Origin of the sequence: Streptomyces longisporus, assembly GCF_039532765.1 — a bacterium.
Taxonomy (GTDB): Bacteria; Actinomycetota; Actinomycetes; order Streptomycetales; family Streptomycetaceae; genus Streptomyces; species Streptomyces longisporus.
Map to the genome: position 1 here is coordinate 118,180 of NZ_BAAASG010000005.1, position 13,852 is coordinate 132,031.

The 13,852-nt window shown below is 70.4% G+C and carries 12 protein-coding genes and 2 pseudogenes; 8 read left to right on the forward strand and 6 right to left on the reverse strand.

Annotation, left to right across the window (positions count from 1 at the left end; translation table 11 throughout):
- Positions 1–4 precede the first annotated feature (4 nt).
- The gene (locus ABD355_RS08795) at positions 5–1,411 is read left to right on the forward strand and encodes an NAD(P)/FAD-dependent oxidoreductase (RefSeq protein WP_344399569.1); all 1,407 of its coding nucleotides are present in this window, start codon (positions 5–7) and stop codon (positions 1,409–1,411) included.
- 9 nt (positions 1,412–1,420) lie between these two features.
- A pseudogene (locus ABD355_RS08800) lies at positions 1,421–2,584 on the forward strand (beta propeller repeat protein); the annotation flags it as partial.
- A gap of 78 nt (positions 2,585–2,662) precedes the next feature.
- Here the strand turns inward: ABD355_RS08800 and ABD355_RS08805 are convergent.
- From ABD355_RS08805 to ABD355_RS08810, 3 genes and pseudogenes are all read right to left on the reverse strand, one after another.
- A complete protein-coding gene (locus ABD355_RS08805) occupies positions 2,663–4,165 on the reverse strand; it encodes an MFS transporter (RefSeq protein WP_344399570.1) in 1,503 nt (500 codons plus the stop codon).
- Between the two features lie 56 nt (positions 4,166–4,221).
- The gene (locus ABD355_RS44600) at positions 4,222–4,464 is read right to left on the reverse strand and encodes a zinc-binding dehydrogenase (protein WP_425585718.1); all 243 of its coding nucleotides are present in this window, start codon (positions 4,462–4,464) and stop codon (positions 4,222–4,224) included.
- Between the two features lie 61 nt (positions 4,465–4,525).
- Positions 4,526–5,203, reverse strand: a pseudogene (locus ABD355_RS08810) (alcohol dehydrogenase catalytic domain-containing protein); the annotation flags it as partial.
- Between the two features lie 194 nt (positions 5,204–5,397).
- Between ABD355_RS08810 and ABD355_RS08815 the strand changes: the two are divergent.
- A complete protein-coding gene (locus ABD355_RS08815) occupies positions 5,398–6,093 on the forward strand; it encodes a pentapeptide repeat-containing protein (protein ID WP_344399571.1) in 696 nt (231 codons plus the stop codon).
- A 168-nt stretch (positions 6,094–6,261) separates the two neighbouring features.
- Here the strand turns inward: ABD355_RS08815 and ABD355_RS08820 are convergent, their stop codons facing one another.
- Positions 6,262–6,762, reverse strand: coding sequence for a hypothetical protein (locus tag ABD355_RS08820; RefSeq protein ID WP_115907403.1), 501 nt, complete (start codon positions 6,760–6,762; stop codon positions 6,262–6,264).
- Positions 6,763–6,844: 82 nt separating this feature from the next.
- Between ABD355_RS08820 and ABD355_RS08825 the strand changes: the two genes are divergently transcribed.
- On the forward strand, positions 6,845–8,239 hold the full coding sequence (locus tag ABD355_RS08825; RefSeq protein ID WP_344399767.1) for a M1 family metallopeptidase: 1,395 nt from the start codon (positions 6,845–6,847) through the stop codon (positions 8,237–8,239).
- Positions 8,240–8,489: 250 nt separating this feature from the next.
- Complete coding sequence (locus ABD355_RS08830) at positions 8,490–8,759, forward strand: hypothetical protein (RefSeq protein WP_344399572.1); 270 nt, start codon at positions 8,490–8,492, stop codon at positions 8,757–8,759.
- Between the two features lie 139 nt (positions 8,760–8,898).
- Here the strand turns inward: ABD355_RS08830 and ABD355_RS08835 are convergent, their stop codons facing one another.
- On the reverse strand, positions 8,899–9,474 hold the full coding sequence (locus tag ABD355_RS08835) for a TerD family protein (protein WP_344399573.1): 576 nt from the start codon (positions 9,472–9,474) through the stop codon (positions 8,899–8,901).
- A gap of 173 nt (positions 9,475–9,647) precedes the next feature.
- On the opposite strand from ABD355_RS08835, the gene arfB reads away from it, so the two are divergent.
- Entirely contained in the window at positions 9,648–10,085 is a 438-nt protein-coding gene (arfB, locus tag ABD355_RS08840; protein ID WP_344399768.1) for an alternative ribosome rescue aminoacyl-tRNA hydrolase ArfB, read from the forward strand.
- Positions 10,086–10,196: 111 nt separating this feature from the next.
- On the forward strand, positions 10,197–11,189 hold the full coding sequence (locus tag ABD355_RS08845) for a sigma-70 family RNA polymerase sigma factor (protein ID WP_344399575.1): 993 nt from the start codon (positions 10,197–10,199) through the stop codon (positions 11,187–11,189).
- 97 nt (positions 11,190–11,286) lie between these two features.
- Here the strand turns inward: ABD355_RS08845 and ABD355_RS08850 are convergent, their stop codons facing one another.
- A complete protein-coding gene (locus ABD355_RS08850; RefSeq protein WP_344399576.1) occupies positions 11,287–11,871 on the reverse strand; it encodes a flavin reductase family protein in 585 nt (194 codons plus the stop codon).
- A gap of 308 nt (positions 11,872–12,179) precedes the next feature.
- Between ABD355_RS08850 and cdgB the strand changes: the two genes are divergently transcribed.
- Positions 12,180–13,838: a diguanylate cyclase CdgB gene (gene cdgB, locus ABD355_RS08855; RefSeq protein WP_344399577.1), complete on the forward strand. Its 1,659-nt coding sequence runs from the start codon at positions 12,180–12,182 to the stop codon at positions 13,836–13,838.
- Positions 13,839–13,852 lie beyond the last annotated feature (14 nt).

The window sequence follows — 13,852 nt, forward strand, 5'->3', positions numbered from 1 at the left end:
GGCCATGAGCAGCTCGGTGAGCAGTGTCGTGAACGGCGGTATCTCCCACTGGTACGCGGACGACGGCTTCCCGGCGGTGCGGGAGCCGCTCGGCGGTGACGCGTCCGCCGACGTCGTGATCGTCGGGGGCGGGTACACGGGGCTGTGGACCGCGTACTACCTGAAGAAGGCGGCGCCCTTCCTCCGGATCACCGTCCTGGAGCAGAAGTTCTGCGGGTACGGGGCCTCCGGGCGCAACGGCGGCTGGCTGTACAACGGGATCGCCGGGCGTGACCGGTACGCGAAGCTGCACGGGCGCGAGGCCGCCGTACGGCTGCAGAAGGCCATGAACGAGACCGTGGACGAGGTCGTCCGGGCGGTGCACGAGGAGGGCATCGAGGCCGACATCCACAAGGGCGGGGTGCTCGAGGTCGCCACCACACCCGCACAGCTGGCGCGGCTCAAGGCCTTTCACGAGCTCGAGCTGTCGTACGGGGAGAAGGACCGTGAGCTGTACGGCGCCGGGGAGACCGCCGAGCGGATCCGGGTCGCGGACGCGGTCGGGTCGACCTGGACCCCGCACGGGGCGCGGCTGCACCCGGTGAAGCTGGTGAAGGGGCTGGCGGCCGCCGTCGAGGCGCTCGGGGTGACGATTCACGAGCTGACGCCGGTGGCGGAGATCCGGCCGAAGCATGCGGTGACGCCCTACGGGACGGTCCGGGCGCCCTATGTCCTGCGCTGCACGGAGGGCTTCACCGCGAGTCTGAAGGGGCAGCGGCGCACCTGGCTGCCCATGAACTCCTCGATGATCGCGACCGAGCCGCTCACCGACGGGCAGTGGGAGTCGGTGGGCTGGGACGGGCTGGAGACGCTCGGGGACATGGCGCACGCGTACATGTACGCGCAGCGGACCGCCGACGGGCGGATCGCGCTCGGCGGGCGCGGAGTGCCGTACCGCTTCGGGTCGAGGACCGACAACGAGGGGCGGACGCAGGCGGAGACGGTGGAGGCGCTGCGGGAGATCCTGGTGCGGTTGTTCCCCTCGCTGGCCGGGTTGGGGATCGCGCATGCCTGGTCGGGGGTGCTCGGGGTGCCCCGGGACTGGTGCGCGACGGTGACCCTGGACCGGTCGACGGGGCTCGGCTGGGCGGGCGGTTATGTCGGGTCGGGGGTGGCGACGACGAATCTCGCGGCGCGGACGCTCAGGGATCTGGTGCAGTTCGACTCGGGGCAGGGCGGCCGGACCGAGCTGACCGATCTGCCGTGGGTCGGGCACAAGGTGCGCAAGTGGGAGCCGGAGCCGTTGCGGTGGCTCGGGGTGCAGGGGATGTACGCCACCTACCGGGCCGCGGACCGGCGGGAACGCGCCACGTACAGCGCGGAGTCCTCGAAGCTGGCGCAGTTCGCCGATAAGGTGGCGGGGCGGCACTGAGGATTCGTCCACGCCGACCAGCACTCCGTGGCGATCGGCAGCAACGGGGGAGCGCCGTACGTGATTGTCGGCGACGACGGCGGCACCTTCCGCCGGCCGCTGAACGGCAGCGCCGACGCCTCCGGCCACGCGACCGACTGGACCTCCCTGAACGACGGCACGATGGACGCCCTGCAGTACTACTCGGTGGGCGTGGGGGCCGATCCGGCCGGGCGGGGCCTGGCGATCACCGGCGGGCTCCAGGACAACGGGCAGTCGGAGCTCCGGGCCGGCGACCGCGTGATGGGCTCCAACTTCGGCGGCGACGGCGGCGACACGATCACCGACCCCGCGAACGGGTGCAACATCGCCCAGGAGTACGTCTATCTGGCGGTCGCCGTCACCAACAACTGCGCCGTGAACGACGGGAGTTGGATCACCGACCCGTCGAAGGCGACGACGTACTCCGTCGCTCCGCCCGACAACGCGACCGGCGAGGCGCGGTTCATCGCCCCGCTGAACGCCGACATCAAGGACCCGAAGGTCTGGGTCGCGGGCGGTCGGCATGTGTGGATCAACACCAAGGGGTATGCGATCCGCAGCGGGAGCGAGTGGTTGGGCGCGTTCGACCTGGGCGCGGGGCACACGGCCACGGCGGTGGCCTCCTCCGGCGGCAAGGTGTACGCCGCCTGGTGCGGGCCCTGCAACAACCAGGGCTTCACGCGCGGCATCGCGGTCGGCAACGCTGGGGGCACGGGCTGGCACCAGCTGAGCCTGCCGGTGGACGGGACCGTACCCAACCGCTACCTCTCGGGTCTGGCGATCGACCCGGCGAACTCCGATCACGTCCTGCTCGCCGTCAACGGCTTCTCGCGGAAGTGGACGGAGGGGCCGGGCGCGGGTGTCGGGCACCTCTTCGAGACCCGGGACGGCGGGATCACCTGGAAGGACGTCTCCGGGAACCTGCCCGACGTACCGGCCAACTCGGTGGCGCTGCTGAAGGGCGGCACGATCGCGCTGGGCACGGATCTCGGGGTGCTGGTGCGGACGCCGGGCGCGAAGGGCTGGAGGGTGGCCGGCGACAACCTGCCCACCACCGCGGTCCTCCAGCTGCGGACCGGCCCGGACGGGCGGCTGTATGCGGCCACGCACGGGCGCGGGATCTGGGCCATCGACGTACGGCGATTGCGGTGAGCGGCTGAGCGACCGCCCTGAAGGGGGGAGAGGGGAGGGGCCCGCGGTCCGTGCGGCCCCTCCCCGTCCTTGTGCCCCCTAGGCGACCGGCTCCGGCACCGGCCGCTCGGCGGCTGCCCCGTGCTTCGGGGCCTTAGCCGTGACCATCAGGCCCGCGACCAGGCCTGCCAGCAGCATGATCCCGGCGGCCCACCAGATGGCGACCGTGTAGCCGTGGACGACGCCCTCCTTGGCGATCAGGGCCTTCTGCGCGGGGTGGTGGAGGTGGGCGGCGATGTACGCCGTGCTGCTGGTGGTCGCGATGGTGTTCAGCAGGGCCGTACCGATCGAACCGCCCACCTGCTGCGAGGTGTTGACGGTCGCCGAGGTCACACCGGAGTCGTGCGGGGCGACGCCCGCGGTCGCGGTGGCGAAGACCGGCATGAAGGTCAGGCCCATGCCGAGACCCATCAGGATCAGACCGGGCATGACCTCGGTCGGGTACGACGAGTGGGTGGTCATCCGGGTCAGGATCATCATGCCGCCGGACGCGAGGACCATGCCGGGGACCATCAGCATCCGCGGCGCCACGTGCTGCAGCAGCCGGGCGGAGATCTGGGTGGAGCCGGTGATGATCGCGGCGGTCAGCGGCAGATAGGCCAGACCGGTCTTCACCGGCGAGTAGCCGAGCACCACCTGCAGGTAGTAGGTCATGAACAGGAACAGCCCGAACATGCCGATCACGGCGAGCATCATCGTCAGGAAGCAGCCCGCACGGTTGCGGTCCTTGACGATGTGCAGCGGAAGCAGGGGCATCGGGGCCCGGTTCTGCCACCACACGAAGGCCACGAGGAGCGCGGCGCCGACCGCGAACAGCGCCAGCACCAGGGGGTCGGTCCAGCCCCTCGGTTCGGCCTCGCTGAAGCCGTAGACGATCGCGACCAGTCCGCCGCAGCCCAGCACCGCACCCGGCACGTCGAGGCGGGCGCCCTTGTGGCCGGGGCGGTCATGGAGCAGCGCGAAGGCGCCGAAGACGGCGATGATCGCGATGGGCACGTTGACGTACAGGCACCAGCGCCAGTTCAGGTACTCGGTGAGCAGACCGCCGACGATGAATCCGATCGCCGAACCGCTGCCGGCCAGGGCGCCGTAGATGCCGAAGGCCTTGCCGCGCTCCTTCGGGTCGGTGAAGGTCGTGGTGAGCAGGGACAGCGCGGAGGGCGCGAGGACGGCGGCGAACACTCCCTGCAGCGCACGGGCGCCGAAGAGCATGCCGGAGCTGGTGGCGGCGCCACCGAGCGCGGACGCGGCGGCGAAGCCGATCAGCCCGAAGACGAACGTCCGCTTGCGGCCCACCAGGTCCGCGATCCGCCCGCCGAGCAGGAGCAGACCGCCGAAGGCCAGCGTGTAGGCGGTGATCACCCACTGGCGGTTGCCGTCGGACATGCCCAGGTCGCGCTGTGCGGAGGGGAGCGCGATGTTCACGATGGTCGCGTCGAGGACGACCATGAGCTGCGCGAGCGCGATGATCACCAGGCCCCACCAGCGGCGGGGGTCGGCGTCCACGGGAGGGGTGGCTCCGCCTGTACGGGTGACGCTCACCCGGTCAGAAGACCATGAATCGGTACGTGTCGCATCTGCGGATGCCTTGTGCCTGGTCATGGCTCCAGTACCACCTTTCCGGTCGTTCCGCGCGTCTCGAGCGCACGGTGCGCGGCGGCCGCCGCGGCGAGCGGGAAGCGCTGCACGGCGGGGGTCAGCCTGCCCGCGGCTGCTTCGGCGAGGGCGCGCAGTTCCAGGGTCTGCAGGGGGTTGGGGCCGCCGGCCTTCCGCATCATCACGGGGGCCCAGGACCCGCTCGGAGACGCCGTCCACGAGATAGGGCTCGCCGCCCCGGACACCCGCGGCCGACCAGCCGAAGACGAGGTGCCTGCCGCCGGGACCGAGAAGCTGTGTGCTGAGGCGGGCGACCTCCCCGCCCACGCCGTCGAAGACGACGGTTGCGGCGCGGCCGCCGAGGTGGGCGCGGACCTTGTCCGGCCATCCCGGTTCCTTGTAGTCGACGGCGAGGTCGGCGCCGCCTGCCGCCACGCGTGCCGTCTTCTCCGGTCCGCCGGCCAGACCGACGACGGTGGCGCCGGTGTTCTTCGCGTACTGCACGAGCAGGGTGCCGATGCCACCGGCGGCCGCCGGGATCACGGCCACGGCCTCCGGGCCGAGCTCCGCGAACTGCACGATCCCCATCGCCGTACGCCCTGTTCCGATCATGGCGACGGCCGCGGCGAAGTCCAGGTTCGCGGGGATCTCGTGCACGCGGTCGACGTCGGTGACGGCCAGCTCGGCGTAGCCTCCGGGGGCGAATCCGAGGTGGGCGACCACGCGTTTGCCGAGCCAGAGCGCGGCGACGCCCTCGCCGAGCGACTCGACGACTCCGGCGACCTCGCGGCCCGGGACGGTCGGCAGCCGGGTCGGCTCCGGGAGCGGCCCCTGCTCGCCCTCCCGGAGGGCGGTGTCGAGCAGGTGCACTCCCGCCGCCGCTACCGTGATACGGACCTGGCCGGGGCCCGGCTGGGGGTCCGCCACCTCTTCGTAGCGGAGGTTCTCGGCGGGACCGAAGGCGTGGAGCCGGATGGCGTGCATGGTGAATCCCCCATCGATTGCCTGTCAGGACCCAGCCTTCAACCTCAAGCACGCTTGAGGTCAAGGGGGCCGGTGGTCTCCCTCGTTTCGGTCCGCCTTTCTGTGCATACGACGGTTTGCGCCCCCGGAATGTGACACGGATGGCGTTTTGCCTGGTCAGGGCCGTTGTCAGTGGGGGAGTGCACGATGGGGGCATGGCGCGGAGAGAGGCGGGCGGGATGGGCGGTTCCAGCGGTACGGCGGTGAAGGGGGCGCGGCGGCCGGAGGTGCGGCTGCCCGCGTTGGAGCCGTTCGGGGGCGGGGAGTTGGAGCCGGACGGGGACTACGACGGGCTGGAGTTCCGGGAGGCGGACCTGGCGGGGCAGGACGGCGGGGGCGCCCGCTTCATGGACTGCGCACTGACGGGGTGCGCGCTGGACGAGACGGGGCTGCAGCACGCCCGGATCCTCGACTCGGTCCTGACGGGGCTGCGCGGGGTCGGCACGAACCTCGCGGAGGCCACCCTGCGCGACGTCGAGGTGGTCGACGCCCGCCTCGGCGGGGTGCAGCTGCACGGGGCGGTCCTGGAGCGGGTGGTGATCCGCGGCGGCAAGATCGACTACCTGAACCTGCGCGCGGCCAGACTCAAGGACGTCGTCTTCGAGAGCTGCGTGCTGGTGGAGCCGGACTTCGGGGGCGCCCGGCTCGAGCGCGTGGAGTTCGTGGACTGCGTCCTGAAGGAGGCGGACCTCACCGCGGCGACCCTGAAGGACGTGGACCTGAGAGCGGCCGCGGAGCTCGGCATCGCGCGGGGGGTGGACCGGCTGGCGGGGGCGGTGATCAGCCCGGGGCAACTGGTGGATCTGGCGCCGGTGCTGGCGGCGGAGATGGGGATTCGGGTGGAGGGCTGAGGGACGGGGACCTTTCGGGGTCTATCGGCTCGGACCTTCTCCACGGGGGCTTGATCTTCACCGGCGGGGGTTTGATCTTTCAGCCCGTCCGGCGATTGAGGACGAGGCCGTTCAGGCCGAAAGGCGGGGGTCTGGGGGCGGCAGCCCCCAGCAGACGGTCACGCAGACTCACGGCACCCTGGGGAAGCGCGCCTGCAGCGTCCAGATCGCCGGGTTCTCCCCAAGGTCCTCATGAAGATCGACCAGGTCGGCAATCAGGTCATGCAGAAAGTCCCGCGCCTCGCGCCGCAACTCCCCGTGGGAGAAGGAGAGCGGCGGCTCCTCCGCCGGCATCCAGTCGGCCTCCACGTCCACCCACCCGAACCGCCGCTCGAAGAGCATGCGGTCGGTCGACTCGGTGAAGTCGAGCTCGGCGCGCTGCGGCCGCGACGCGCGCGAGCCCGCCGGGTCACGGTCGATGCGCTCCACGATGTCGCACAGCGCCCACGCGAAGTCGAGCACCGGCACCCATCCCCAGGCTGTGGACAGTTCCCGGTCCGCCTTGGTGTCGGCGAGATAGACGTCACCGCAGAACAGGTCGTGCCGCAGGGCATGGACGTCCGCGCGGCGGTAGTCCGTCTGCGGGGGATCCGGGAAGCGGTTGGAGAGGGCATAGCCGATGTCGAGCACGTACGAGATGGTGTCACGCCGCCATAGGATCACCGGCGTGCCCAGACCCGTACCCGTCGCCCCCGCGGCCCTCCGCGCCCCCATGGTCCGCCGAGCCCCCGCAGTTCTCTGCGCCCTCGCCGTGCTCCTGGCCCCGGCCGTGACGGCGTGCAGCGGCGGTGTGCACGGCACGCCCGGCGGTTCCGGCCTGCGTGACCCGTACTTCCCGAAGGTGGGCAACGGCGGATACGACGTCGGCCACTACGACCTGAAACTCGCCTACGACCCCTCCGGCGGACAACGCCTCACCGGCACCGCGACCATCACCGCCCGCGCCACCCAGAACCTCTCCGCCTTCAATCTCGACCTCAAGGGGCTGCACGTCGACGAGGTCACCGTGGAGGGCAGACGCGCCCGCTGGAACCGCACCGGGCAGGAGCTCACCGTCCGCCCGCACGACGACCTCCGTGCCGAGGAGACCTTCCGGGTCACCGTCCGCTACTCCGGCAGCCCGGTGACCATCACCGACCCCGACGAGTCCGAGGAGGGCTGGCTGCGCACCGCCGACGGCGCGCTCGCACTCGGCGAGCCCACCGGTTCCATGGCATGGTTCCCCGGCAACAACCATCCCTCCGACAAGGCGTCGTACGACATCGCCGTCACGGTGCCGAAGGGCCTGCAGGCCGTGTCCAACGGAGAGCTGACCGGCGAGACGAGCAGCGGGGAGCGTACGACCTACACCTGGCACACCGCCGAACCGATGGCGACCTACCTCGCCACCCTCGCGATCGGCCACTACGACATCAGCCGGTACACCATCGGCAGCAAGCACCTGCCCGTGTACGTCGCCGTCGACCCGACCGAGGCGGAGGCGAGCCGGAAGGTGCTCGCGCAGCTGCCCGAGATCATCGAGTGGGAGGAGTACAACTTCGGGCCGTACCCCTTCTCCTCCACCGGAGCGATCGTCGACCGCCCGGACGACGCCGGGTACGCCCTGGAGACCCAGAACCGGCCCGTCTTCCCCGGCGCCCCCGACACCGGGACCCTCGTCCATGAACTGGCCCACCAGTGGTACGGCGACTCCGTCACCCCGAAGAGCTGGCGGGACATGTGGCTCAACGAGGGCTTCGCGACGTACGCGGAGTGGCTGTGGGACGAGGACCACGGCGGCGACACCTGCCAGGAGACCTTCGAGTCCCGCTACGAGGACGGCGACAAGGACATCTGGGCCTTCCCGCCGGCCGAGCCGAGCGATGCGGCGCACATCTCCGACAGCCCCGTCTACGAGCGCGGCGCGATGGTCCTGCACAAGATCCGGCAGACCGTCGGCGACGGCACCTTCTACGACATCATCCAGGGCTGGGCAGCCACCCACCGCCACGGGAACGCGAACACCAAGGACTTCACCGCGTACGTCGAGAAGAAGGCACCGGACAAGGACTTCAAGGAGATCTGGAAGGACTGGCTGTACGGGGAGGGGAAGCCGGACCATCCCTGAGGAGGCCATGGGAGGAGGCAACGCCGGCCTTTGGGAAGATTTCCCCGTAGCCACACCACGATTCCGGGGACGGAAGACGATGACGACACCGCCGCAGCCGCCGTACGGCCATCAGCCCCAGTACGGTCAGCCGCCGCCCCCGCCGCAGCATCCCCCGGCCACTGCCCCGGCCGGCTTCGGTCCGCCGCCGCCCCAGTACGCCGCCCCGTATCCGACTCCGCCTCAACCGCCTGTGGAAGGGCCGGAGTTCATGGCGGTCGACGCTCACAACTCGATCGTGGTCGACATCGCGGGCGTCGCCTTCGAGGATCACGGTGCGGCCATCGAGTTCTCCTGGCAGGAGATCGGCAGCATCCACTACAAGGCGAGCCCGAACGGCAAGGCGCTGATGGTGGCGGTGGTGCTGCCGAGCGGCCAGTTCTACGAGTGCGTGGTGCAGGCGAAGCCGAGGGCGCAGCTGGGGGAGTGGTTTGCGCAGTTGGCGGCGGTGTTGGGGTACTACCGGCCGATGGGCCGGTAGCACGGCGGGACGTCCGCCGTCAGCTCCAACGGGAGCCCCCAGGAGCGTACACAGCCGTACGCCTCCGGGAGCTGATCGAACGTCGGAGCCCCCGGTCGCGGCCAACCGCAACCAGGGGCTCCGCTCAGCGCAGCGTCCCTCAGACGTTGACGCCGAAGTCCTGGGCGATGCCCACCAGGCCCGAGGCGTAGCCCTGGCCGACTGCGCGGAACTTCCACTCCGCGCCGTTGCGGTAGAGCTCGCCGAAGACCATGGCCGTCTCCGTGGCCGCGTCCTCCGAGAGGTCGTAGCGGGCGATCTCCGCGCCGCCGGCCTGGTTGACGATGCGGATATAGGCGTTGCGGACCTGGCCGAAGTTCTGCGAGCGGTTCTCCGCGTCGTAGATGGAGACCGGGAAGACGATTTTGTCGATGTCGGCCGGGAGGCCCGCCAGGTTGACGTTGATCGCCTCGTCGTCACCCTCGCCCTCGCCGGTGCGGTTGTCACCGGTGTGGACGATGGTGTTGTCCGGGGTCTGCTTGTTGTTGAAGAAGACGAAGTGGGCGTCCGAGAAGACCTTGCCCTGAGCGTTGACCGCGATCGCGGAGGCGTCCAGGTCGAAGTCCGTGCCGGTGGTGGTGCGGACGTCCCAGCCGAGGCCCACGGTGACGGCGGTCAGGCCCGGAGCCTCCTTGGTGAGCGAGACGTTGCCACCCTTGGACAGGCTTACAGCCATGGTTGGGAGTCCTTTCCCTCGTTTGCGTACGGCGGTACGACGTACGGGCTTGAAGCTACAGCTACCTGTACCAACGCCAAGAGGGGCACCGAAGGTTCCACCTGTCTTTACTTTCTTTACCGAACGCGGGGTGAACGTTATTCGCGTGACGTGTGCCGGTCAGCCGCGAGACCATGGTGGGCATGTCCGGTCCCTACCTCATCCGCGGCTCGGTCTCGCTCCCCGAGGCCGAGCTCAGCTGGCGCTTCTCGCGGTCGTCGGGGCCCGGCGGACAGCACGTCAACACCAGTGACTCGCAGGTGGAACTGCGCTTCGACCTGGCGAGGACCGAAGCCCTGCCCGAGGTGTGGAAGCAGCGGGCGCTGGAGCGGCTGGCCGGCCGGCTCGTCGACGGCGTCGTCACCGTGCGGGCCTCCGAGCACCGTTCGCAGTGGCGCAACCGGGAGACCGCTGCCGTACGCCTTGCGGCGCTTCTCGCCGAGGCCACCGCGCCGCCGCCCAAGCCGCGGCGGCCGACCCGGATTCCGCGGGGGATCAACGAGCGGCGGCTGCGGGAGAAGAAGCAGCGCTCCGATACGAAGCGGGGGCGCTCCGGGCGCGACTGGTCGTAGCACCGGGCGCCGGACCGTATTCGTAGAACGTCCTCCGTCACATCTTCCGTGCCCCTTCCGTCATGTCACTGAGAAAACCGGCAACAGATCTCGGTGCGGGGAGCTACGGCGATGAATGACAACGAATTTCTTGCCCGGCGATTCGAATCTCATCGACCGCATCTGCGCGCGGTCGCCTACCGAATGCTCGGTTCTGGCTCCGAGGCCGATGACGCGGTACAGGAGGCGTGGTTCCGGCTGAGTCGCAGCGACGCACGGCGGGTCGACAATCTCGGGGGCTGGCTCACGACCGTGGTCGGGCGGGTCTGTCTGGACATGCTGCGCTCTCGCACATCGCGGGCGGAGGAGCCGTTGGAGGGCGGGGCGGGCGCCGGGCGCGTGGGGGAGGTCTTCGGTGGCGATCCCGAGCAGGATGCGCTGCTTGCCGACTCGGTGGGTGTTGCGCTGCTCGTCGTACTTGAGACGTTGACGCCGGCCGAGCGGCTGGCGTTCGTGTTGCACGACCTGTTTGCGGTGTCGTACGAGGAGGTCGGGGAGATCGTGGGGCGGAGTCCTGCGGCGGCGCGGCAGTTGGCCAGTCGGGCGCGGCGGCGGGTGCAGGGCGCTGAGGCGCACGATGCCGACCGGGTGCGGCAGCGGGAGGTCGTGGACGCGTTTCTGGCGGCTGCGCGGGAGGGTGACTTCGACGCCCTGGTCGAGTTGCTCGACCCGGACGTCGTCGCGCGCACCGATGTCGGTGTGACCACGGGGGCGGCAGCGGTCGCCAAGGGCGCGTCCGGCTTCCGGCACTTCGCGGCCGTGTCGCGGGCCGCGCTGGTCAACGGCGCCACGGGGCTCGCGGTGTTCATCGACGGGCGGCTGGACCGGACGCTGGCCTTCACGTTCGTCCGGGAGCGGATCGCGGTCATCGACATCGTGCTGGACGCTGCGCGCGTGGCGGAGCAGGACGTCACCCTCGTGGACCAGGGCGGGCCCGGGACGGTTCTGTCGCCCCCGCCGCCCCTACCCGTCCCTTCCCCAGGGGCTGCCGCCCCTTCGACCCCGCCAGGGGCTCCGCCCCTGCACCCCGTTTCGGGGCTCCGCCCCGGACCCCGATCGGCCTGAACGGCCTCGTCCTCAAACGCCGGACGGGCTGAAAGATGCGGTCCCGCCTCGCCCCTCAGACGTTCAAGCGCCGGGCGGGCTGAAGGATGTGCCCAGCTCACCCCAACTGCCGATAGCGTCCCCTGAAATAAGTCAGCGGCCCTCCGTCCGCGCTCGGTACGCCCGCCGTCAGTACCCTGCCGATCACGAGCGTGTGGTCGCCGGCCCGGACCCTCTGCTCCGTGCGGCATTCCAGGGTGGCCAGGGCGCCGCCCACCAAGGGGGCGCCGGTGGCTTCGCCGCGGACGTACGGGATGTCCTCGAAGAGCAGGCGGTCGCTGATGCGGCCCTTCATGGCGAAGCGGCCCGCGATGTGGCGTTGGCTTTCGGAGAGGACCGAGACCGCCCACAGGGGCTGCTCGTCGAGCAGGTCGTCCATGCGGGAGCCCTCGCGCAGGCTGACCAGGACCAGGGGTGGGTCCAGGGAGACGGACATGAAGGCCGTCGCCGTCATGCCGACGTCCTCGCCGCCCGGTGCCGTCGGGTCGTCCGGGTCGAGCGGCGGCTCCTGCGCGGTCACCAGGACCACACCTGCGGCCAGCCGGGACATGGCGGCGCGGAACTCCTCGTTGCTCACCCCCTCAGCATGCCCGGAGGCGGGCGGGGCAGTGATCGGGAACGTGGCAGCGGGAGTGTTCGGCACGTTCCGAGACGCTAGTGTCCGTCCTGTGCCCGCCGCATCGGGCCCCGGGCCGATACCGGACCTAGGACCATCGGCGGAGGCTTCTTCACATCCCCACAAAGTTTGCGTTCAGTAAACGCATAGGGAAAACGCAGAAACACCACTCAATTGTTCATCTTTAGCTGTGACTTGAGTCACAAGAGCCACTAATTGTTGACCCTGTGTACCGAGTGGGCAGCGCGCTGTGATTCAGTGGCTGGGAAGCTGCCAATGACGATACGCCGATGAGAACCCTTGATTCGCTGCGAGGTCTCGGGGGGAGGGCGAGCATGGAGACCGAGTCGGAGCCGTACGTCCGTCTTGCGACCCTGCGACAACTTCACCAGGTCATGGCTGACATGAACACGGCCCGAAGCCTGGCGGACACACTGCAGACCGTTGCCGACGGCGTGGTCAACGGCCTCGGTTACGAGCTGGCGTGCGTCAATCTCGTCCGTCCGGACGGAGACCTCGTCGTCGCCGCCTTCGCCGGAAACCCGGCGGCCGAGGCGCTCATCACCGGGCGGGTCGGCTCCCGGGAGTCCTGGGAGCGCCGTCTGGGCATGGGCGAGCACTGGGGCGACCTGGTCTTCATACCGCACACCGAGGGCTGGGTCCTCGACGACGACGACGTCCCGCAGTGGTACACCGACGGCCCCGCGCCCCGCTTCGACGACGAGTGGCACCCCTCGGACCGGCTGTTCGCCCCCATGTACACGCCCCCCTCTCCCGGCGGCAGCTGTGGCGAGCTGATCGGTGTCCTGTCCGTGGACCGGCCGCGCAACGGCCGGCGGCCGGGCGCATGGGGTCGCGAAGCGCTCCAGATGTATGCGTTCCAGGCCGCCATCGCGATCAGCAACGCGCGTCTACGTGCGAATATGCAGCGGGCACTGGTCAGACTCGAAAGGGACCAGCAGGCCCTGCGGGCGAGTGAGGAAAGCTTCAGGCAGGCCTTCGAGTACGCCCCCTCCGGCATGGCGATCGCGGAGATGGGCGGCGACCAGCACGGCCGGATCCTTCGGACCAACGACGCGCTGTGCCGCCTGCTCGGCCGCCCCGCCTCCGCGATGCGCCGCTACGCCTTCTCCGACCTCGTCCACCCCGAGGACATCGGCACCCTGCTGCGGACGTCCGCCGAGGGCGGCCGGGCGGAGCTCCGGCTCGGCCGCCGCGACGGCACGTACGTCTGGGTCAGCCTGCGCAACTCCGTCGTCGCGGACGCCGCCGACGGGCCCCGCTTCCTGCTCACCCACGTCGAGGACATAGAGGATCGCAAGCGGCGCGAGCTGCAGCTCGCCCACCGCGCCTCCCACGACTCGCTCACCGGCCTGCCGAACTCCGCCGAGCTGCGCTCCCGGCTCTCCTCCCGCCTCTGTCAGCGCGCCGGGCACCCCGGCGCCCTGGAGTCCCTGGACGCGGCGTACGGCCATCCCGTCTACGACGCGGGCGGCCACGGCTTCGACTTCCGGCCCGGCGGTGGCGTCGAGGTGTACGACGGCTTCGACCACCATGTGCACACCGCCGCCCCCCAGAGCGACCACGACGACGGCACCAAGGGGCTCGCGGTCCTCTTCTGCGACCTCGACGGCTTCAAGTCGATCAACGACCGGTTCGGGCACAACGCGGGTGACGCAGTTCTCATCGAGGTCGCCCGGCGGCTGTCGCGGGCGGTGCGTGACGGTGACACGGTCGCGCGGCTCGGCGGTGACGAGTTCGTGATCCTCGCCGACGGGCTCGGCCGGGCCGACGCCCAGGACCTGGCCGTACGCCTGCGCAACGAGATCATCCAGCCGATCCGTGCCGAGGGACGGGCCGTGCGTGTGGGCGCCAGCTTCGGCATCGGGTGGGCGCACTGCGGCATGACCGCGGACGAAGTGTTGAAGTCTGCCGACGAGCGGATGTACGTAGAGAAACGATCTCGTCCCAAACAGCACAGACGCGCGGGCTGATCTCCAGGTCAGGG